Annotated in this window: 18 protein-coding genes, 1 tRNA gene and 1 other RNA gene; 8 read left to right on the top strand and 12 right to left on the bottom strand. The window is 39.5% G+C overall.

All coding sequences use genetic code 11. The features are described 5' to 3' along the window. Window positions 1-15 precede the first annotated feature (15 nt). From rpoB to GM182_RS02580, 4 genes are all read right to left on the bottom strand, one after another. The gene (gene rpoB / locus GM182_RS02595) at window positions 16-4,224 is read right to left on the bottom strand and encodes a DNA-directed RNA polymerase subunit beta (RefSeq protein ID WP_449187271.1); all 4,209 of its coding nucleotides are present in this window, start codon (window positions 4,222-4,224) and stop codon (window positions 16-18) included. Between the two features lie 166 nt (window positions 4,225-4,390). Continuing rightward, a complete protein-coding gene (purD, locus tag GM182_RS02590; RefSeq protein WP_449187042.1) occupies window positions 4,391-5,620 on the bottom strand; it encodes a phosphoribosylamine--glycine ligase in 1,230 nt (409 codons plus the stop codon). Between the two features lie 94 nt (window positions 5,621-5,714). After that, entirely contained in the window at window positions 5,715-6,455 is a 741-nt protein-coding gene (locus GM182_RS02585; protein WP_449187041.1) for a TIGR00703 family protein, read from the bottom strand. Window positions 6,456-6,467: 12 nt separating this feature from the next. Next, window positions 6,468-6,911 (bottom strand): DUF1931 family protein, encoded by a 444-nt coding sequence (locus GM182_RS02580; RefSeq protein WP_449187040.1) that lies wholly within the window; start codon window positions 6,909-6,911, stop codon window positions 6,468-6,470. Window positions 6,912-6,982: 71 nt separating this feature from the next. Here GM182_RS02580 and GM182_RS02575 point away from each other — a divergent pair, with 71 nt between their 5' ends. The 3 genes from GM182_RS02575 to GM182_RS02565 are packed head-to-tail and all read left to right on the top strand — an operon-like array spanning window position 6,983 to window position 11,059. After that, window positions 6,983-7,732, top strand: coding sequence for a class I SAM-dependent methyltransferase (locus GM182_RS02575; protein WP_449187039.1), 750 nt, complete (start codon window positions 6,983-6,985; stop codon window positions 7,730-7,732). 4 nt (window positions 7,733-7,736) lie between these two features. Next, window positions 7,737-10,898, top strand: coding sequence for an ABC transporter substrate-binding protein (locus GM182_RS02570; RefSeq protein WP_449187038.1), 3,162 nt, complete (start codon window positions 7,737-7,739; stop codon window positions 10,896-10,898). Then, window positions 10,898-11,059 carry a hypothetical protein gene (locus GM182_RS02565; RefSeq protein WP_449187037.1) on the top strand — a complete coding sequence of 54 codons (162 nt, stop codon included), beginning with the start codon at window positions 10,898-10,900 and terminating at the stop codon, window positions 11,057-11,059. The genes GM182_RS02570 and GM182_RS02565 overlap by 1 nt, the downstream gene beginning before the upstream one ends. Here the strand turns inward: GM182_RS02565 and ffs are convergent. After that, window positions 11,059-11,157, bottom strand: an RNA gene (ffs, locus tag GM182_RS02560) — signal recognition particle sRNA small type. The two genes, GM182_RS02565 and ffs, sit on opposite strands and share 1 nt — an antisense overlap. 23 nt (window positions 11,158-11,180) lie before the next feature. After that, window positions 11,181-11,271 (bottom strand) — tRNA-Ser (locus GM182_RS02555). A gap of 58 nt (window positions 11,272-11,329) precedes the next feature. Between GM182_RS02555 and GM182_RS02550 the strand changes: the two genes are divergently transcribed. Both GM182_RS02550 and GM182_RS02545 read left to right on the top strand, forming a co-directional pair. Next, window positions 11,330-12,427 carry a PD-(D/E)XK nuclease family protein gene (locus tag GM182_RS02550; protein WP_449187036.1) on the top strand — a complete coding sequence of 366 codons (1,098 nt, stop codon included), beginning with the start codon at window positions 11,330-11,332 and terminating at the stop codon, window positions 12,425-12,427. Between the two features lie 37 nt (window positions 12,428-12,464). Next, complete coding sequence (locus tag GM182_RS02545; RefSeq protein WP_449187035.1) at window positions 12,465-13,154, top strand: PDZ domain-containing protein; 690 nt, start codon at window positions 12,465-12,467, stop codon at window positions 13,152-13,154. Here the strand turns inward: GM182_RS02545 and GM182_RS02540 are convergent. Next, window positions 13,140-14,069, bottom strand: a complete 930-nt coding sequence (locus GM182_RS02540; protein ID WP_449187034.1) for a DUF362 domain-containing protein — start codon at window positions 14,067-14,069, stop codon at window positions 13,140-13,142. The genes GM182_RS02545 and GM182_RS02540 overlap by 15 nt on opposite strands. A gap of 97 nt (window positions 14,070-14,166) precedes the next feature. Between GM182_RS02540 and GM182_RS02535 the strand changes: the two genes are divergently transcribed. After that, window positions 14,167-14,535, top strand: coding sequence for a small multi-drug export protein (locus GM182_RS02535; RefSeq protein ID WP_449187033.1), 369 nt, complete (start codon window positions 14,167-14,169; stop codon window positions 14,533-14,535). Here GM182_RS02535 and GM182_RS02530 read toward each other — a convergent pair. Then, window positions 14,479-14,724: a hypothetical protein gene (locus tag GM182_RS02530; RefSeq protein ID WP_449187032.1), complete on the bottom strand. Its 246-nt coding sequence runs from the start codon at window positions 14,722-14,724 to the stop codon at window positions 14,479-14,481. The two genes, GM182_RS02535 and GM182_RS02530, sit on opposite strands and share 57 nt — an antisense overlap. Window positions 14,725-14,779: 55 nt before the next feature. On the opposite strand from GM182_RS02530, the gene GM182_RS02525 reads away from it, so the two are divergent. Together GM182_RS02525 and GM182_RS02520 are read left to right on the top strand one after the other, a co-directional pair. After that, a complete protein-coding gene (locus GM182_RS02525) occupies window positions 14,780-15,388 on the top strand; it encodes a metallophosphoesterase (RefSeq protein WP_449187031.1) in 609 nt (202 codons plus the stop codon). Window position 15,389: 1 nt separating this feature from the next. Then, window positions 15,390-16,382, top strand: coding sequence for a hypothetical protein (locus tag GM182_RS02520; RefSeq protein WP_449187030.1), 993 nt, complete (start codon window positions 15,390-15,392; stop codon window positions 16,380-16,382). Here GM182_RS02520 and GM182_RS02515 read toward each other — a convergent pair. Genes GM182_RS02515 through GM182_RS02500 form a run of 4 tightly spaced genes read right to left on the bottom strand, consistent with a single transcriptional unit; the run spans window position 16,330 to window position 21,829 of the window. After that, on the bottom strand, window positions 16,330-17,487 hold the full coding sequence (locus tag GM182_RS02515) for an AAA family ATPase (protein WP_449187029.1): 1,158 nt from the start codon (window positions 17,485-17,487) through the stop codon (window positions 16,330-16,332). The genes GM182_RS02520 and GM182_RS02515 overlap by 53 nt on opposite strands. 3 nt (window positions 17,488-17,490) lie before the next feature. Next, window positions 17,491-18,231, bottom strand: a complete 741-nt coding sequence (locus GM182_RS02510; RefSeq protein ID WP_449187028.1) for a Nif3-like dinuclear metal center hexameric protein — start codon at window positions 18,229-18,231, stop codon at window positions 17,491-17,493. A gap of 5 nt (window positions 18,232-18,236) precedes the next feature. After that, on the bottom strand, window positions 18,237-19,874 hold the full coding sequence (locus tag GM182_RS02505) for a glycoside hydrolase family 57 protein (RefSeq protein WP_449187027.1): 1,638 nt from the start codon (window positions 19,872-19,874) through the stop codon (window positions 18,237-18,239). Further along, a complete protein-coding gene (locus GM182_RS02500; protein ID WP_449187026.1) occupies window positions 19,871-21,829 on the bottom strand; it encodes an alpha-amylase/4-alpha-glucanotransferase domain-containing protein in 1,959 nt (652 codons plus the stop codon). Before GM182_RS02500 ends, GM182_RS02505 begins: the two co-directional genes overlap by 4 nt. Window positions 21,830-21,833: the final 4 nt, after the last annotated feature.

The raw sequence follows: 21,833 nt of genomic DNA, 5'->3' as shown, positions 1-21,833 counted from the left end.
GTCCTCACCCCTCACTTATTCTTCTGTCTCTTCAGCCCCAAGTTTGGGCTGCTGTTTTCCTTTATGGAACTGTATTTCCTCTATAGCAAGGGCAAGTCCCTGAAGCTCTTTGACAAGAACTCTGAAGGATTCGGGCTCACCCATCTCCTCAATTGGTTTACCGTTAACGATAGCATCGTAGGCCTTCTTTCTACCCTCTACATCGTCAGACTTAATGGTAAGCATTTCCTGTAATGTATAAGCTGCACCATAAGCCTCAAGAGCCCATACCTCCATTTCACCCACACGCTGACCACCAAAGTGGGCTTTACCACCCAGTGGCTGCTGCGTAATAAGGGCATAAGGACCTGTTGCACGGGCATGCATTTTGTCATCAACCATATGAATAAGCTTAAGAATATGCATTTCACCAACCATCACTTCTCTTTCAAATGGTAGACCCGTACGACCATCGTAGAGCGTAAACTTACCGAGAGAGCTCATCTCAATACCATATTTTTCTTTCATTTTTTCATTGGCAAGCTCTATGGCCTTCCACATATCGTCCATTGAAGGACTCTTGAATGTAGGAATTTCAATATTTACACCTAAGAGTCTTGCAACAAGACCAAGGTGTGTTTCCAATACCTGACCAAAGTTCATACGAGATGGGACACCAAGTGGGTTTAGAACAACATCAACAGGAGTACCGTCAGGAAGATATGGCATATCCTCTTCAGGAAGAATTCTTGCGACAACACCTTTGTTTCCGTATCTACCTGCCAGTTTATCACCCTCTTTAATCTTTCTCTTCTGGGCAACATAAACCTTTACGACCTTAACAACATCAGCAGGTAGGTCATAGCCTTTATCTTCTTCAAAGACCTTGACATCGATAACAACACCTCTCTCACCTGGTGGCATTCTCAGAGAGGTATTCTTTACCCTACCAATCTTCTCACCGAAGATGTGTGCAAGAAGTTTAACCTCTGCCTCTTCCTTCTCTTCAGGCTGAGGCGTAACCTTACCTACAAGGATGCTGCCCGGTTCAACCCAAGCACCAATTCTCACGATACCATCTTCACCAAGGTCCCTCTTTTCCTCATCGGAAAGACCGGGTACATCTCTGGTAATTTCCTCTACCATAACAGATGAGCCCTTACGGGATCTACGAGAACCGGTGGATATACGTCTTGCCTCAACAGTATATTCGTCAATAAAGATAGATGTCAGTTCATCATCTCTGACTAGACGTCTGCTAATGAGAATAGCGTCTTCGTAGTTGTATCCTTCCCAAGGCATAAAGGCAACAAGGAGATTTTTACCCAGTGCCAGTTCTCCACCCTGGGAGTGCAAACTATCGGCAAGCACACCTCCGGGCAGCACCACATCGCCCTTTCTCACAGCTGGGCGGTAGTGGGTTGCTGTATCTTTATTGTTTCTTCTAAATGTGGTTAGGATAATTTCCCTCTTAGGACATGTAATATCATCACACTCGGAAACATCAACAATATCAGAAGGTACCTCACGGTACACAATACGCTTACTATCGGCATATTCAATATATGCTACAGAATCAGGATATCTCTCAGGTTTAAATGCAATAGATGCTCCTGATTCCATGGCAACTTTTCTCTCAAGACCTGTACCAACTCTTGGTGCTGTAGGCTTAATAAGAGGTACAGCCTGTCTCTGCATGTTAGAACCCATCAGAGCACGGTTTGTATCGTTGTGGTTAACAAACGGGATCAAAGAGGTCGTAACAGAGAACATCTGGTTAGCACCTGCATCCATCAGTGTGACCTTCTCTTTAGGCACCTCAACCCATCTACCCTTATGTCTCACAACAACAATGTCGGGAACAATTTCCCAGCCTCCATCTACAGGTCTAACATCGACATCAGCGGGGGCAATATATTCATTTTCTTCTTCAAGGGCATCAAGCCATACAACATTATCATCCCCATCAAGAACAACACCATTCTTCACACGGCGATATGGCTCAACAATAAAGCCATACTCATTAAGTCTGGCATACAGTGCCAAAGAGTTGATAAGACCGATGTTTTGACCTTCTGGTGTTTCAATAGGACACAGTCTTCCATAGTGACTTGGATGTATATTACGCACCTCACCTTTAGCCATTTGCCTTGGAATACCACCAGGACCAAGAGCGGTAATTCTTCTCTTATGGGTCAAAGATGCCAGTGGGTTGGTGTCATCAAGCAAATGGGCAAGCTGTCCCTGGAAGAATAGCTTAAGCTGCTTCTGAAGTGGTCTATATGAAAGGAAACGGGAAGGTTTAGGAATAGCATCATCGGTATAAGACAGCATATTGTCTCTGACAACCCTATTGACAAGAACTTTAAAGCCCTGTATAAGACTAGTATAAATAAGCTCACCGACAGCCCTAACCCTTCTATTACCTAGATGGTCAATATCATCAGGCTCTTCAATACCTGCATAGAGTTTTAGTGGCAAGGCAAACATTTCAACAAGATCTTCTTCTGTAAGGTTTTCCTTTATCTCATGGCCAAATCTACGGGCTATTCTGTAAAGAGCTACTTCACCAAGGTAGTTTCTCTGTGGATCAAACAAGAATCTTCTTACTCTTTCTCTTGCCTCTCTGGGATGTGTCATTTCAGCAGTAGTCGTAATATTGAGGAGAGAATAGATAGAGATATATGCGGCATCACTGACAATCTTTTCCCATGGAACATCAAAGTAAACATAGTCCACTCTTCCACTTCTGATAACAAGTTCCTCAAAACGCTTGACATCCTCTTCTTTAATTTCACCCGCTTGCCAGACAATAGAAGAACCTATCTCTATCTCCTCACCAGTTTCAGCGTTAATAACCTTATCTCCACATTTAGCATATAGGGTGTCGTCGGAGGCATCAAAGAAGTACTGGCATCCTTCCTCTATAAGGGCAGGATCAATATCAAGTTTTATAAACGGAAAAACCTTATTACCTGTTTCATCATAAATACCATCTATTAATATTTCATAGACATGTTCGTCATCTTCATCGCCTATCTCAAAGAGATACTCACCAGAGGTAGCATCGACAACACCATCATCACAAACATACACAAACTTACCATCGGCAAATGCCGTGAAACATCCCTCTGGTGCTATGGGAACAGGCATTCCTGGAGTAGAACTGACAACAACATCTTTAGCAACTTTCCATCCAACGAGGTCCGCTGCTCTGATCTCTGTAAGGTTTTTAGCGGGAACCTTGACAGTCATCTTAAACATACCTGTCTTTATCTGTTCGGGTAATATATGTTCCAAGAACTTTCTGAGAAGTCTTTCATCAAGTACAGTACCTGCAGAGATAGCATAGTGAGAAGATGCAACATCTGAAACAACTTCCGCACCATCAAGAAGCTTGACAAGTCTATCGTATATAGAAGGAATATTCCATATTTCATGAATATTATCTTGCTCCATGTTTGTCTGCAGAATATGCTCAATGGTACCCTTCATCGCTGGGTCATCTATTCTTTCAAGAGACTTCATAAGACGTTCTTTAATAGAAAAGTCGGATACATATCCGAAAGCACGCATAAAGAGAGAAACAGGAATATTTTTATACTTTCTGTCCAGGGTAATGGTATATCTTGTACGATTAGTATTACCCTGTTTTCTCTCCTTCAGAGAAACATCTACCCAGGTACCTGTTTCTGGAATGAGACTGGCAAGCCATTCTCTTTCTCCTATCTGAAGGTATATACCGGGGCTTCTAATAATCTGATTTACAATAACACGCTCAACACCATTGACAATAAAAGTCGCTCTCTCGGTCATCCATGGTAGAGTGCCCATGTTAACCCAATCTTCGCGGCTTTCACCTGTCTCCAAGTTTGTAATACGGGTTTTTAACCTGATAGCCTTGGCATAGTCCCTTCCCTGATAACGACACTCTTCAGGATCAAGAACCCGCTCTTCACCGGCTATCTTTACCTTGATATCCTCAAAGGCAAAGTCGATAAATTCTAATCTCCATTTACCATATTCAATGGGAGAAAACCTTTTAAGGAGTCTTTCAAACCAACCCCAATGAATCTTGGGAACTTCATTCTCTCTACCCTCATTTTCTTCTCCCATTACTACCTTCTTGATAAAATCGTTAAAGGATTTACGCTGAATCTCAAGAAAATCGGGATACTTCCAGTTGGGAACTTTCGTTACTTCCTTTTTCCCAATAAGCTCTTGTACCGTGACTCGTTTTGTCATTTCCAAGCCCCATCACCCCTCCAAAGCAAAATATAAAAACAAACACATGGCATACCTACCATGCGAAGGAATATTATATCACAAAACTGCCCAATTTATATAAATCATATGTACCCCCCAAGCGAAGTACTAATACAGTGATATATTATACTGCAAATATATCCTTTTACAGCAAACTCTCACCGATATCTCTACGATAAAGCTTGCCCTCAAATATAACCTCCTCTGCCTTTTTATAAGCCTCTTTAACAGCCTCATTATATGTATTGCCTTTACCCACCACAACACAGGGACGCCAACCTGATACATGGAGCATCCCCTCTTCTTCTTGGACATGATCAAAATATATATTTTCCATGCTGCCAACTATTTTCAACACACTGTCAGTGTAATGATAAGGTGCACCTTCCGAAACAAGTGACAATGCAACACTAGCACCAAAAGGCTTAAGATTTTCAGGTAATCTACCAAAAGCTGTATCTTTTATCATGCGAACAAATCCGGCACTATCAAGCGGTACTATAGCCTCAGTTTCAGGATCACCAAGTCTGACATTATATTCCAGCACTTTAATACCATTGTTTGCTGCCATAACACCAAGATATAAGAATCCTTCATAAGCAAGAGATTCCTTCAACATAGCCTTAATCGTTTTACCAACAAGGTCTTTAATAAGACCAAATAACCTGTCATCTATACGTATAGGAGCCACCGCTCCCATACCACCTGTATTAGGTCCCCTACCATGGTCATATAACCTCTGATATTCCCAAACCATGGGAAGAATAACATAGTCTCCCGAGCTAATAAGAACCTGAACAGCATATTCTTCACCAGGTGTAAACTCCTCAACAACAAGTCCTTCACTCCACATGCCCTCAAATCCCGATGTAATCACTTTAGCTCCTATATCTAAGGCTTCAGATATAGTTGGCAAAATAAAAGAACCCTTACCTCCCTGTAGTGTAGGAATTTTTATTACGTACGGTGGTTCGAATTCTTTTAGCGCTCTTTCAAGCTGTGAAAGTGTATGTACTATACGAAACCGGGGAGTCGGTATAGAATGTTTTACCATAAATTCTTTAGCAAATACCTTATCGGCCTCGAGCATTGCAGACTTTGATGTAGCTCCAATAACTTTTATTCCCTTGGCCTTTAACTTATCAACAATACCAAGAACCATGTATTCAGTAGGCCCAACAATAACAATATCTGGTGCAAATGATATTGTGGCATCAAGTATTTCATCTGCTGTTTCTTGCACTTTTTTTATAGGAATACCACTCCATTTCATTCCATCATTACCGGGAACAACAAGCGTATCAAATCCACTATCTATAAATGCTTTGGCTATAGAATGTTCTCTAGCTCCAGCTCCTAAAATTGCTATTTTCATATCGTCTCCCTCCTTTTCAGGCACATATCATTTTACCTGTCAAAAAGAAAAAAGAGAGCGGATATCCGCTCTCTCCAATCTAGAGGGAGATGTATTACTTCAAAAGTGCAAGAACCTTATCAGCCTTTTCGGCAATATTTCTATCAAATAATGCTACGGTGGGTAACATCCATCTCATGCGATATCTCATATCTCCATCTTTATTTTCTCCAAGATAAGCAAACTCTATACGACCAAATCCCACTTTCTTTTCAAGCTTGCGAGCTTCTCTAAGAAATCTTCTTGCCACACCAGGCAGCTCATCAAATGTGTGAAGTCTTCCTTTATGACCTCTACTCTTCTCAAATGCCACTGTTACACCTACACTGTGAAATGCATCAATTAGATGAGCCCATTTGTTTTTCTTAAAGAAAGCAAGCATTAAACTAGCAGCTGGAGTTCTTACAACCTCTATAACCTGTGGCTCTTCCAAATTATCGTCCTCTATTACCAAATTCACTATCAAATATGCCATACCATGGTAACCCTCTATATGAGCCCATAATTTAGCATTTTTAGGAAGTTCCTCTACAACAGATTTGACTTCATATTGTATACCCTCTTCGTCTTCATAAGTATCTCCAGGCTGCCTATTGTCAGAAGTAGGAGCAGAAAAATATGTCATCTGGCCACCCTTCATACCATAAAGCAGGTCTATTCCTAATCTCTTCAAGAGCTTGACATTATACTCTCTTGCCTTTTCTGGCTGGCCCAATGTCTCAAATACCAGTGTTCCCAAGGCCATTTCTTCTTTTTCTGTAAGTACCTCTGGATCAACCCAAACTCTATGCTTCACACATATCCCCCCTTATAGAATAAGGTCGATAGCAGATAAAGCCTTTTCTACCTCAGTAGCGGTGGGTTTACGTGTGTCCTCGGAAATTGTCTTGATAACACGACCAGATAACAAGAGCAATGTGCCAACAAGCTCGGGCAATATATCGACAACCTCTTTAGATAGTGGTACCCATTTACCAAGCTTAAGATAGGCGATGATAGGTTCAACATCAATCTCCTCTTCAAGCTCATGGAACTTTTTCATATATTCCTTAATTCCCTTTGTTAGAGGAATATCGTCGAGAACTACCTCCTCGGCTTTTCTTCTCTCGGCCTTCTCCATTGCAATGTCAAACAAATCCCTCAGCACCCTCTCTGTATGCTCAATAATCCTCTCTGCCTTGCTCTTATCAATATCAAGGCCAACACCCCTACGGAACAAAATCTGAAGTTTCTTGTAAGAAGCTACACCCACATGTATCATCTCCTTTCATCTTTTTATGTGCACTTTTCATGTACCATATTAGAAAAGGGGTTATTCAAGTAATGAAGACAAATGCTATAAACTATTACAACCAATTGGGGAAAATTTACGATAGCGAATATCAAACATCCTATTGGCTAGTTGAACTTTCTGTTTCTCTTGCACACATTAAGCAGTATCTATCATCTAATATGACACTTATAGACATAGGGGCAGGTACAGGTACATATACCTACTACTTAAAATCGTTTGTAAAATCAATCGTTGCTATCGAACCCGCTCCCAACATGGTTGGAGAATTTAAAAGAAAGAATCCAGATATTCCAATAGAAATAGCTAGAGCGGAACATATACCATTTAATGACCATTATTTTGATATGGCCATAGCCATGGGCGATGTCCTTAGTTATGTAGGCAATCTCGAAAAAGCTATGAGGGAAATACACCGTATTCTTAAACCAGGGGGATATCTAATAGCATCTGTAGATAATTTTCACTTCTTTATCAAAGACGTACTAAAACATGGTTCACAGCTAGACATAGAAAAGCTTGTAAAAACAGGAAAAACAACTATAGGCAACAAATTTTTCCAGTTTGAGACACAAACCTTTCGGTATACAGACATTCCTCAGCTTGCAGAATACTATGGATTTATTCACAAAGACATGATCTTCAAGCTGGTTGCTTTTACAGAAGATGAGCCAATTTCCGATATTAATCATGGTATATCTGTTGAATTTCAAATTAACCGACATGTTGAATTTGTAGGGAATGCCCAGCATATACAGTTTGTATGGCAGAAAAGAAGGTGACAATATGAAAAACGTATTTAAAGTTATAGTATTCTTGTTGGTAATATTGAGTATTCTATCACCGTCTATATATGCTGACAATGTTGATAATGCTGAAATTATTGGTATTCCAGACATACACAGACCAGATCCCTTACTCATTGAAAGCCCAACAGATTTCTGGCTTTCCTCTCTCATATGGCAACCGCTAACATGGTATGAAAACGGGCAGATATACCCTGTGATAGCGGAAAGCTGGACATCATCAGACACATTGTGGACCTTCAAAATCAAAAAACACCTTGTATGGCAAAACGGTACCCCTATTACCGCTACAGACGTTGTCGAAACATACAACTATCTATTACATATGCCTATAAACCACCGGAGAGGAGCTACTATATGGTTACTTATTAGCAATATCAGAAGTGTAGAAACAGCCTCTAACAATACTGTTGTCTTTCATCTATTTAAACCTGATAGTAACTTTGCACGTGATGTCACATCAAACATCTTCATACTGCCTAAGTATCTAAGAACTCTTGACATTACAATCAACCATGCTTTTTGGGGTAGTGGCATGTACTATATAGTAAATACCTCCAGCGGTAGCATATTATTAAAGCATAATCCCATGTACAAAGGGTATATTCCATACCCAGAAACTTTGATATTTACAAGTACAATAGCACAAACATCCAACTACATAACCTATCCTTCAATCAATGGCACGCAACAATACAATGTAGCTATAAGGCTTGTATTCAACACACAGAAAGAACCATTTACCACATGGCCTTACAGATACCTGCTTATTGCAACACTACCTTACGAAAAACTCAGTACAACAGGGACAGCGGGAACCCCATGTCTTATCAAAAGTCCGTTGTGCCACTCCAGCCTCCACATTGACAGATTGGTATTCAACGTCAACGAGTTTATAGATAATTACAGTATAGATATTAACAGATTAAAAAACCTCACATTAGCAGTACCCCCACATCTTACAGACACAGCAAAGCAGATAACAGAAAGATGGAATAAAATAGGTATACACGTCGATATAAAAATCGTTTCTACTTATACTCTCATGCATAGTCCTCCCAATGTGAATATGATTCTTATTCCTGTAGGTGGAAGCACGAGCCCTTACACTTTAGCATCACCTGATTTCCCATTTTCTCACTGGAACTATCCTAACTTTTTTATCAAACTATCCGAAGGTATTACAGGGGATCACACTAAACTTGTCACAGCCCTTGAGATATTAGATTACACTTATCCAAGCACAACCATACTTTTTCCTAAGATATATACACACATTAGTAAATCGTACTTCCGAAAACACATTGCCGGATTAGGAATCCCCATGCTAACATCGCCTATTGATGATCCAACAATACTTATAACATCAACTACAGAAACACAAAAAACAGCCAGTACAAGTACCACCACAAGTACTACCAATAAATGGATGACCTTTTTGAAAATCGGGTTAATAGCTGTTATAGGTATATCATCAGTACTACTACTCCTTATCTTTCTAATACCTCGAATAAAATTATTGTGGAAAAAAACTACACATTTCCCAACTCTCCTTATATTTGGAAATATTGGTATGCTCCTTACCAAACTAAAGAAAACAGTATTGTTTAAATACAAACTATCTCAAATCTCCGCAAAGAACAAGGATACTGCAGAAACAGAGGGAAAAACCCAAGAAGAAGAGCAACAACAATCTGCAGAAAAGAAAGAAATCCGAGAAATAGAAACAACACAACATGTAAGGAAATTATTTATAGCAAAGACTATCAAACTAAGAAACTTTATGAACAACATCAAATCGGTATTATCATCTACCTTGGGTAAACTTGCAGAAATAGGCAAACATGTTCATGAGGTCATATCAGAAAAACTAAAAATTCTCAAAGAGAAGACAAGAAAACCTAAGGTTCATCCAACCGATGAAATGCTAAAGAAAACCACAGAAACTATTATCAGCCATATAGAAAAAGTTGGCATGCACGGAGAAGAAATTATCCCCGAAGACACAATTCCAGCCTCTCTATCTGAGCCAAACAGAGAAGCTAACACTCAGGCAAAAGAGACTTTAGAAAACAACGATCTTATCCCAGCATTATCGGATGAAGATATAGAAAAACCTGCATTGAAAGACTTAAATGAACAAGAAGAAAAGCCAGAAGAAATATCATCACAAGGGACAGAAACCCAAGATAACGAGACTACTCTTTCAGAAGCCATAACAGAAAGTTCGCCAAAAACAATTTCGACTTTATCCCAAGACGAAACAATAATTACTCCTTCTGAAGAACATAAAGAAAAAACTCAGAAAGATGAAGAGACATCAATAAAAGAAGAAATCCCACAACAAGAAAATTTTTCAGATACCACAATACCTCAAAGAGAAATGGAAAATCTTAATCCTCAAGAAACCGATGAAAAAGAAAAAACTTCTACAAAGTTGAAAGATATAGATAACACTTCTCATGAATCTGAATCAACATATCCAACTACCCTTTCTCAAGAGGAGATAGAGAAACTATTTGAACAGAAAACAAAAGCAATATCAGATGAAGAAACACCACATGACGAAATACATCAAACCAATGAATCATCTCAAGAGGCAGAAGCTCAGGAAGGCAACCAAGAATCTACATCTAACACTCTTTCTCAAGAAGATATAGAAAAGATACTTACCGAACAACAAGTAAAAGAAGATAAACCAGAATCCCCAAAAACAGATTGGAATAGTGAATCTCAAAAAGCCAAACAACAAGAGACATCAGAAAACAATACTACTCAAGAAACTCACAAAGCTACTTCTCTATCACAAGAAGAGATTGAAAAATTATTCGCACAGCAGACCAGTGAATATGAAGAAGTACCAATAACTACAGAAGATGTATCATCAGAAGCAGTAAACCAGCAAAATGCTCCTCAAGACACACTTACACAATCCAATCTATCCCATGAAGATATTGAGAACTACACAACACAGCAAGAAAAAGCTTCTGAGATGGTAGACAAAACAGCAGCCATATTAGCACAAGAAGACACCCCAAAAACAACACTCTCTCAAGAGGAAATAGAAAAACTTATTACTGAACAAGAGAACAAGGAAGAGAAGGAAAAACTCGAAGAAAATAACGATAAGGAGGACGGCTAGTGAATATATATGACCTGGTAGATAAACTTGTCAAAGCCCATCCTATATTAGGTCCACTAATATTAATTCTCATTGCTATAGGTATATTTGCTTCATCTATTCAAAGTTACATGTTACTTATGAGGATTAAACAAAAGCGCAAAAATAAAAGAGCCCCTTAATGGAGCAGGATACCACCGGCACAGGGTTCAGGTGCCTACCGTTGCTCCCTTTCGGGCCTGGCGGGGTTCAGCACCCTACCCTTGCAGTGGTCCTGCCCCATTAAGGGGTCAAAATGAAAAATGGCGGAGAGGGAGGGATTTGAACCCTCGGAGGGCGATTAACCCTCACCCGCTTTCCAGGCGGGTTCCTTCGGCCGCTCGGACACCTCTCCGACGCAAAGTATTATATCATGTGTATCCCGTAGTTGACAAGTAGGATATAATAAGAGCATGATGGATAGAGTATCTGTAACAACACTAACAAAAGGATGTCCCTTGTACATTAAGCTGTCGGAAATGTATCCTATAAACTCTTCTTCTATAGAAGCATCATTCGGTACATGGGTTCACGGGGCCATAGCCGAAGGAACAAAAGCCATACTAAATAAAACTCCTATACAAATCGATGGTTTGCTCATGTTTTCTGCAGAAAGCCAGCATGACCCTCTAATAAAACAAATGATAGGCGATAAAGCATTGCTATCAGAGGCATTTCGTATGGTCCAAAACGCCCTTGAATATATAACCAATATTGATATACCCGATAATGTACCAATACTTATAGAGGAAAAACTTGAGGTATTCATAAGAGAAATACCAACCATCATTGTCGGTATATTAGACTTTGGATACGGTAACACCATCATAGATTGGAAAACAGGCTCATTTAGTGCCGAAGAACACCACATACAGCTAAAGATATATGCATATATGGCATACACTCTTGGCATTATGAATCCTCCTATAGAAGTTAGAGATGTATATTTGGGTGGAGATAAACCCAAGGTAGTAAAAAGTCAGATAACAGAAAAAGAACTCACACAAACGCATGACTTTATAGTAAAACTTCTTAAAGCAAGCAAGGATAACCCTCAACCTCATCCTTCCGACGCTTGTGGGCTATGTGAATATAAATTCCGATGCCCGCTATATTTTAGGTTATCTAAAGAAGCAAATATTATGAGTAAAATCAAAAACATCTCACAAAGACTTGACCACGCATACCAGTATAGAAAACTAGGCATGGAGCTGAAATCTCTTGCAAACAAGCTCGATGCTATGGCCAACAAGCTCATCGACAAGCATGCAGAATTACGCAAAACAATCACACACACATCTGCACCCAACAGCATCATAGAAGAAAAAGTATGGGCTAGTGGCATTATCCCGCTTATTGACAATTTATCAGAAAAAGAAAAGCATCAACTGCTCATAGCCCTCCTAAGAGATACTGCAACAATAAAAACTGAAATCTTACCTTCCAGTATTAAAGAGAAACTCAATATACTGAAAGACATCGACAGAAAGAAAATTCGCAAATTCATGTAAAACCTTGTAAAATATATTCAGAAAGGAGGGCTGTAGCATGAGTCCATGGTATGACATTATTAAAAGTGGTGACCCAGTATTTGTATCCTACACATCTGACAAGTGGCATGGTGCCTTTATGGGTAAAGCGGATATAATAGATGTCTACAATATTACCCTCACCCCAGAAATAGGAGAAGCATTTATTAAAACAGGCTTTGATTGCGATGTGATTGTGACATCAGTAAACAATGAAAAAAGTTTTTATCTAACTGGTATAGTCTCTTTACACGAGAACGGCATTGCTAAGATTAGTATCAAGACAACCCCAGTAGAACTCACGCAACATCCTCCTGAACTTCACCGTTTCATGCTCCCCGGTAAGTTAACAATTCTAGACAGTGAAGAAACGTTCGATATTGCTGTGAGATCTATAGGTATCAACGGAGCTATAGGTATAATTCCCGAAAACCCTTCAAGATTGGGAAAACATAAAGAGCAGGAGATTATGATGTTCATGGAAGTACCTGTAGAACAAGGTATCTTTCAATCTTTATTAAGAGGCAAGATAGAACATGTCATTAAATATCGTCACATGAAAAATTGGAGCGAGTTATACATCTCATTTATGTTAAGTGAGATGACCACAACATCTGTCCAGCAGATAGCGGCCACATACAATAAACCTATCAAGGTAGACCTAACTCCTAAAAAGGGAGGTATACTTGGAAGGCTACTGGGCGGTTAACCTGCCCAGTAGCTCCTGATATGCGCTGTCAAGCCACCTCTTCATAAGTGAATATTCCCTATGAGGTTTAAAAGATGTTTTTACCTTCTCTATATCTTCACCAAGGAATTCCACATTTCTAAAATAGATATCACCTATTCCCATCTTATAAAGGGCATATAGATAACCTATCTCTGTTGGTGCAAAGCCCATAGCATAAGTGATAGCACTATCAAGTTCCACAATATCATGAGAGGCAAACACCGTCCCCCAATTCTTCGCCGTCCCATAAACAGGTCCATCGCCTTCCATAGCAACTGTCCCATCGACAATAGCCAAATCTGCCCTTTTTCTCTTTGCCAACATGGCAATATTAATATTGATAATGCCATATCCCTGATGCACCTTTCCTTTATTTCGACCTTTAGGTATAGCCATGGCAATATTTTTCAGTGCCAACGTAACAATAACAGTATCATGGGTTTTAGGTGGCCCTATCGAAACAAGATATGGAGCATTGACAAGATAACCATTGAGATATATTGTCTGAATACTTCTATCCCACTTAAAAATCTCAAATGGTATCTGTGGATTCTTTTTCTCACTTAGTTCTTCAATAGCAACAAGCTCCACCCATGAATATCCCTTCAGAACTTCCTTATAACCAAAATTTTCTAGCGCTTCTACCGTTCTACCAACTGATGATTCTTCGGCAACAGCAATACTTCGTACACCTAGTTCCCTTAAATGGTCAACTACAGCCTTAACGGCAACAGGATGAGTGCATGCAAGGGGATACCTAACATCGACAAAGTTAGGCTTGATAACAACTATATCTTTGGGAATATTAGGCTCTACCCTGCTATGGAGAAGGCTCAAAGACTGCCTAACAGCTCTGTATCTATCATTATCTTTAACAATTGCTATGTATTTCACCTCGGTCCTCCTTTATACTATTAATACTATGGATATTAGACATATTATAGCAGTGTTCATAACCAGCATGACGCCGGTGCTGGAACTAAGAGGCGGCATGATATTAGCTTGGAGCCTAAAACTTCCATGGTTCTTATCATTTACAATATGCGTAATAGGCTCTACGATACTTGGTGTGTTCACATTTTTCTTAGGAGAACTTCTCATAAAAATTTTGAGGTATATGATACCTTCGTACATTGAAAAAGTAGAAAAAAAGAAAGAGGAATTTATTAGAAACTACGAAAAATGGGGTTATATTGCACTCACCCTATTTGTAGGTATACCACTGCCGGGCACCGGTGCTTTTACCGGTGCCCTTATAGCTGGACTATTGGAATTAGAAACAATAAAAACTATTCTCTCACTTCTACTCGGAAATGTCCTCGCCGCTCTCCTCCTCAGTCTCTTCTTCCTCATAAGGTAATTCCTCTTCCTCTTTCTCAATCTCTTCAAGAAGTTTTTCCCAATCTTCCTCATCCCATGCAGGATCAGCGAGATATATAACAGGTTCTTTACCAGTAATAAATGCCACTACTAGAAGACCTATAAACATCCAACCTACCAGCGCTGCTATACCGTTAACAAAGCCAAACATCTTCTTGATATAACGCATCAACAATCACCTCCGCATATTTCTTACTATAATAATACCATAGGGAGGTAATGGAATGCTAAAAACACTAAAGAAAAAAATACTTGGAATTCCAAGCATACCTGAACATGCTAAAGGTGGAATCCTACATATCAGCGATACCCCAAGACCTATATACAGGTGGCTTAAATATCTTATCAATACTGTTCAACCCTCATATATTATTCACACAGGAGACATAGCCGACGATATAAAATTAGAAAACGCTCCAATGAGACTGAGAAATATATACAGAGAAGCGGTAAGAGAATTTCGCAATATCTTATCAGACTACTTAGAAAGCACTTATATAGTTGTAGGCAATCATGACGATAAGGAAATACTTTCCTCTATCTTGTCTTTGGCACATATCGTCAATGAACCGTATAAAGTCATATTAAATGATATATCTTTTCTTCTAGCCCATAAACCTCCCACATGTCCCGAAGATGTAGAGTTCATACTATTCGGGCATCAACCGACAGAAAATCTTTTAGAATTGAGTAGATGCCTCAATGGGATACATAATATACACATCATCAGCAAGGATAAACAAGTGTTTTATGTTCCCTATCCCAAGGGAACTAACAAATATAGAAAATTAAGATGGGGTGATGGAAGTGATTTTATTCACAGAGGGCCCTGATATGTTATTTATCAGGGCAGAAAACACGGAAGAGATGGCGAAACAACTAAACAATTTCAATCTAGCTGAATATTTTTCACCGCAGCAAGCATTCTCAGAAGCATCGAGAACCAATACCATTGTCTTTGTTACAGAAGCCAACAAAGCCAAAACACGCATTGAGGATGCTATACACACATTTGTTGCACCATGGGGCAGTGATATAACGATAACAAACCTCTTCAATAACGGTATCTTGAATGATGCTACCCGCATCGATTTAGGACCGGGTATCATTTTTCTCAAAGCTATTAGCAACAAGCATATCACAGCATTAAAAGATAAGCTTATGAACGAACTTTACTCCCATAAATTCATGTTTGTAAAAGGAGTAGAAGTTGGTGAGGTCCAAGATACCATTGTATATGTAACAACAGAAAGTCTCTCACGTCCTGTAAGTATTAAGTTAGATGAAGAGGTTATTCTTGTACACAGAGACAAATATCTTACCAGTACCTTTCTTGAAAAGAACATTGTAAAGATATTTATGGAGACAATATCAGAAGATACACTAAAAGAACTGGGGATTACAATTTACGATCACCACAACCTATATGACCTACAAAGACAAAGAATATACACGGTTATTACAGACCTAAGTCTTGGATTCATTGTAGGAGAACGGTTTACAACAGATAGTCCTCGTTTTCTCATGAAAATCATTGTATATCTCATTAAACTACTAACTCCTGAAGATATACAGAAAATCAAGTGGTACATGATGGGACTAGAATTCTTAGAAAATGGTGAGAGAATATGTGATATCGATGTACTACACAAAGGGAAAAAGATATCATGGAGAGACCTTGATGGTATAGATCACACAGGAAGAAAAGAACACATAGCCTTACAAGCCAGAGAGGAACTTTTAGCACTCCTTTCCGAAGAAGCACGACTACAGCTTAGTCGTCTTGATGAGGAGATTGCCCAGAAGATTCGTGCTCTTTCCGAATAATTTTTAGCCTCTCTCTCATTTTCTTCTCATAACCGGCCTTGTATACAACAAGGTCGGTTTTTTCTATTCCATAAGGCATATACCTCTGACTAACCCAGCCACCATAGGCATGAGGATATTTATAACCACTACCCCTTCTATTGATAAGATGGGATGGGACTTCTACAGTCCTATATTTTTCAAGTACTTCACGGGTATTCTTAATAATTTCTAAAGTGGCATTTGATTTTGGTGCCGTTGCCAGATATACCGCTGCCTGTACTAAGAAAAACAGGGCTTCCGGCATGCCAACATGCTCTACAGCATACATGGCACTGGTGGCAATCTGAAGTGCTCTCGGATCGGCATTGCCAATATCTTCGGAGGCTAGTATTACCAGTCTTCTGGCAACATATTCAGGGGATCCCCCACCTTCTATAAAACGCATAAGGTAGTAAACCCCCGCATCAGGATCACTCCCCCTGATACTTTTTATCATGGCAGAAATAACATCATAAAACTCGTCCTTGTCAGATACACCACCAGCAAGAGTATCATCAAGCATACCCGTGTTATGCCACAACATTATAAGATTCTGCAGCCTTCTTATGTCTCCATCGGCAGAACGAATAAGAATTCTGGCAACATCATCAGGAACATCGATATCCATTTTTTCTTTGAGCATATCAAGAAGTTCCCTCATCTCTGAAAATGACAGAGGTTTAAACTCAATGAGTACAGAACGAGACCTAAGCGGAGGAATAAGCATTTTCCACGGATTTTCCCACGATGCACCTATGAGAACAAGTCTACCTTCCTGTATTGGTATGAGTAAGCTGTGTTGAGCTGTGCGGTTGAGTCTGGAAATCTCATCTATAAACAACAAAACGTTACCAAATCTGAGAATCTTGTCAAGCTCAGACTTCGAAAACCGACTACCATCCATCTGAAAATATAAGGCGCCACTCTCCTTGGCAAGAAGAGTGGCAGCCGTTGTCTTTCCAACACCAACAGGACCATATAGTATGATTGAACGAATACCACTATTGAATGCTCCCTTTAGTAGTTTAACGGCCTTTTTATTGCCAATAAACTCGCTCCAATCTTTTGGTTGAAACTCTTTCATATATTACATAGCCCTCTCATATATATCTACAAACTGGGACTTTATTCCAAACTGCTTTTCAATATGTTTGGAAAGCAGTATTGGTCCACCTGTTTCACTTTTATAATGACCATAAAACAGTACATTTATACCATATCTACGAAAATCTCGCCACTGGGGATATGAAATCTCACCAGTAATATATGTATCCACACCAAGATCAAGCAGCGTTCCTAAGAATGAACCTCCAGCACCTGAAATAACTCCCAGTCTTCGTACATTACCATCTCCAAATTCCCATACATCTTTTGGCATACCCAAAACCTTTTCCAGTTTTGCTACAATATCGGCTACTGTTATATCCACATCAACATAAAAGCCAACATCCATAGGTTGCCATCTATCAGGTTCAACACCCAGAGCCCCAAGTATATAAGCGTTATTACCTACTTCTGGGTGAGCATCAAGAGGTAAATGATAAGACAAAAGTGCCACATCACGCTTCATGAGATACGCCATATCATCGTAAACCTCATCGGTAATGGTATAAGGTTTTCCCCACCACAAACCATGATGAACAATAATGACATTGGCATTTTCATTTTTAGCAACATCAACAAGAGATCTTTCATAATCGGTGGCTGTAATAACCCCCTTGATCTCCCAATCTCGCTTACCTATATTGATACCGTTAAATGTAAAATCTTCGAACTCCGATGCTTTAAGATATTCGTTGAGGTATTTCTCTAACTCTCCTACTGTCATGTTTATCACACCCTATCATATATTGATATATCCAGAAATTCTGGTGGTTCAGCAAGCATATACCTATAGACAGACTTTAGATAAGATCTAAAGAGGGCATCATAATCTCTCTCCTCTTCAGCATGGTGAGGCTCTCCATACCACCAGAACCAATCAGAACCCTCAGCAGCCATAAGATAGAAATGGGCTTTATCTGTATCACCCCAACCACGCTTGAGCATCCATTCAAAGTCTCTTCTAACCCACGACAAGTAATCCCAAGCCATATTCTTCATGGGATCACCTATCCATGTGTGGAATGTGGCAAATATCCAAGAACCACTGTATATTCTATCGATCTCTTCAGGTCTCATATCACTTTCTTTCATAAATGCCCCCGGGGTAATGGTCTCTATCCAATTTTCCCTACTAAGCATATCAAAGAGTGCCTTTCTAAATTTACGACCATTCTCAGGATAATGCTCCCAACAGTTTTCACCGTCAAGTGCAACAGTAATGATAAAGTCACCATCTTCTTTTTCAAGACGAGAATAAATGTTGTACAGTTTTTCCATAAAATCTTTAGCTGCTGCATCTCCATCTTCCCATCTGGGATATTCAAATCCTATGAGGTCCGACAGTACTCTATCTCTGAAGAACACATAAATAGACCTACCACCAGATATTAGCTTGTATGGCCTATAAAGCATCTTCGGATGATCTACAACACCTGCAGAATCTCTTCTAAAGGGGGGCATATGAAGAGTCTTTGCCAAAATCTCTTCATCTGTAACAACCCACCTAACACCTTCTTCAGCAAGAATAGACAGTGTACGGGTAGAAACGGCTTGTTCAGAGGGCCACATACCTTCAGGAATTTTACCCCATGTTTCCTTGGTTAACGACTGGGCATTCTGAACATGCCATCGTGCATCCTCAGGATAAGAGAATCTAAACAGTGGCAAGCGAGAAAATGGTAGTGTCGTACGTGCTTTATAGTTATCAATTAGTAAAGGGAGTATCGGGTGGAAGAAAGGAGAATATATAATTTCTATCTTACCTTCTTCCCATAACTGCTTATGTATAGGTACAACCTTTTTCATAATATCAAAGATAATATCAATAAGCTTATCAATGTCTTCATCTGTATATTCTCTACCCTTATCAACAAGAGCTTTTAGCTCAGGATTTTCCTCCCATGTATCAGGGTCTATCCATGCTATATGGAAAAGCACAGCCAAATCCCTAAACTCCTGCAAAGACCATTCACGAAGAGCTGTGTCCTCACCTCTGTCCACAATGTAGTTCCACAATTCGCTGTATCTAGGAAGAAGTGGAAATATTCTATCTTTATTGACACGGAAGAAGTTCTTTACCATAAATCTCCTGTCTCCCCAACTCCAACCTGAAGACTTTCTACGTAAAACCTCAAGCCACTCATCAACAATACCATCTTCTGTATACTCCTTCATCTGAAGAAGTAGTGATGGCACAAAGTTTATAGTCATGCGCAAATTGTCGTATCGGGATATATCCCTTGCCAAAGTGTAGTAATCTTTTGTGGCATGGAGTCGTGTCCACGGTACGATAAACAAATCTCTCTCTGGATCACGATAATATGGCTGATGATGATGCCAAACAAACGCTAGATATAACTTTTTCATATTTCAGTCACCCCCCACTTTATGCTGCCAGTCTTTATTTTTATAACGAAAACCGTTCCCTGATACACCTTTTCAAATCCGGCTTCAGAGTTGGAAACAGTAAAGATAGGATAAGATCCTATGATTTCACCATCTGTCATAAATATATGTTTGATACCTAAGAATGGCACCTCAACAAATATTGATGATTTGTGAATATCTAAAACAGAAGAAACAGGATGGGACAGCCCATCAATGTTTACAGTAATAGAAGGATCGTAAAATGCTATCGGAACAAGCACTGTTATATTTTCTGACATATCGTAAGACACATCTACGCCATCTTCAAGAATACGAATATATTTACGACCTATTACAGAAGAAAATACCGCACCAATATCGGATATATGCCACCTATTATAAGTATAGGGAAGCTCGTTCACTTCTCCCCTGAAGAAAGCATTTGGTTCATAATTACCTACAAAATCAAGAAATGCCATGTAGTGCCATTTATCATACACAAGGTATTTGGCAAGGTCTTTTTCCTTGGCCAGAACAACTTCATGGATTGTCTTCGTACCGTCAAGCTCATCGGGGGATACCGCCTCATAAACTTTATCATGATATGCCTCTTTATATCTACTCATAACATTGATAAGATTTTCTGCCTTTGCATAGAAATCAAGCTCTATAAGAGCACCATGTTCTGTATCTACGACGGCAAAGAGTTCTGGTCTACGAACAATAACTTCCGGATATCCATCGCTGTCAAAATCCTTTTCTATTACTTCTATACGTTTACTGTCTCCTAATGCCTCCATCTCTGCCTTAATAAGGTTTTCATATATTGCCCTTCTAAGATGAGGTAAATACAACCCCCCAAATACTCCGTGCCAGTATGCACAGTTCGTTTGCCCTCTGTATAGATACATCTTGGCCGACTCTTTTCTCTCGGCATCATCGGTAGAAGAAACAACCTTGCTCGCTTCTAACATACGCGATTTCATAAGGTTAGATTCGTAATACTTTGAGAAAAACATGCGCCAGTGACCACCACGAAGATATGCCTTGATATCTTGTCTTTCTTTGATAAGGGCCTCAAATTCTTTAGACATATCCGGTGGTAACACCCATTCGGTCATCTCTATGTAAGAGGCCGTTGGCATATACACCTTACCTTTAGGTCTAAAGTGGTCCACAGCCTTCTCAAAGGTTATCATATGGAACCAATCCTCTTCCATAAGACGAGTGAGCATTTCAAAGAATCTGTGGAGCCATCCTTCTTCATACACATGCTTATATGTACCTGGCCAAACGCCAAATTTCTCACCGTCATCGGCCATTACCAATATGACATCTTCATCTCTGTCTGCAAACGAGCGAAAATAGTGTTCTATATTCTCCACTGTATGGAACGGAATCATATACCTAAGAATTTGAAGATCAGGGAAAGCCATAACAACTTTCCCACTATCCTCAGTGGCATAAAACCATGTGAGGTCTTCTTCTTTTAGACCTGCGTACAGAAAGTGAACATCATCAAGAACAACATATTTATAGCCAGCTCCGGCAATAAATTTCGGAAGATATGGTTCCCATACCCTTTCAGGCACCCATACCCCAACAGGATTATAGTTTAATATCTCTTTCATCTTTTTCTTCATGAGCAACAATTGGCCCATCTTATCTTCATCGGGAATAATGGGAAGGATAGGCTCATAGTAAGCTCCTCCCATAATCTCTACTCTACCTTCAGATGCAAGTTTTCTATACTCCTCAATATAATCAATATGTTTCGCCAAAAGCCAATCCACAAGTGGACCAGAATGATGTATAGATATTTTTATCTCCGGATACTGCTTCAGCACCTCTAAAAATGGTTTATATGCATGATCATATGCCCACTGAAAAACATGGTCAAAGTTACCTGTGGGTTGATGGTTGTGTATGCCAAGTATAAAATATACGTTTCCCACAGGG

Source organism: Zhurongbacter thermophilus (assembly GCF_026184435.1).
In the GTDB taxonomy this organism is placed as follows: Bacteria; Coprothermobacterota; Coprothermobacteria; order Coprothermobacterales; family JAADFF01; genus JAADFF01.
Note: the sequence above shows the minus strand (reverse complement) of the source record. Positions and strands in the feature narration are given on the sequence as shown.

Coding starts and splice junctions, on each gene's coding strand:
- rpoB (WP_449187271.1), bottom strand. CDS start 4,224: ATGACAAAACGAGTCACGGTACAAGAGCTTATTGGGAAAAAGGAAGTA.
- purD (WP_449187042.1), bottom strand. CDS start 5,620: ATGAAAATAGCAATTTTAGGAGCTGGAGCTAGAGAACATTCTATAGCC.
- GM182_RS02575 (WP_449187039.1), top strand. CDS start 6,983: ATGAAGACAAATGCTATAAACTATTACAACCAATTGGGGAAAATTTAC.
- GM182_RS02570 (WP_449187038.1), top strand. CDS start 7,737: ATGAAAAACGTATTTAAAGTTATAGTATTCTTGTTGGTAATATTGAGT.
- GM182_RS02550 (WP_449187036.1), top strand. CDS start 11,330: ATGATGGATAGAGTATCTGTAACAACACTAACAAAAGGATGTCCCTTG.
- GM182_RS02545 (WP_449187035.1), top strand. CDS start 12,465: ATGAGTCCATGGTATGACATTATTAAAAGTGGTGACCCAGTATTTGTA.
- GM182_RS02535 (WP_449187033.1), top strand. CDS start 14,167: ATGATATTAGCTTGGAGCCTAAAACTTCCATGGTTCTTATCATTTACA.
- GM182_RS02530 (WP_449187032.1), bottom strand. CDS start 14,724: ATGCGTTATATCAAGAAGATGTTTGGCTTTGTTAACGGTATAGCAGCG.
- GM182_RS02525 (WP_449187031.1), top strand. CDS start 14,780: ATGCTAAAAACACTAAAGAAAAAAATACTTGGAATTCCAAGCATACCT.
- GM182_RS02520 (WP_449187030.1), top strand. CDS start 15,390: ATGTTATTTATCAGGGCAGAAAACACGGAAGAGATGGCGAAACAACTA.
- GM182_RS02515 (WP_449187029.1), bottom strand. CDS start 17,487: ATGAAAGAGTTTCAACCAAAAGATTGGAGCGAGTTTATTGGCAATAAA.
- GM182_RS02510 (WP_449187028.1), bottom strand. CDS start 18,231: ATGACAGTAGGAGAGTTAGAGAAATACCTCAACGAATATCTTAAAGCA.
- GM182_RS02505 (WP_449187027.1), bottom strand. CDS start 19,874: ATGAAAAAGTTATATCTAGCGTTTGTTTGGCATCATCATCAGCCATAT.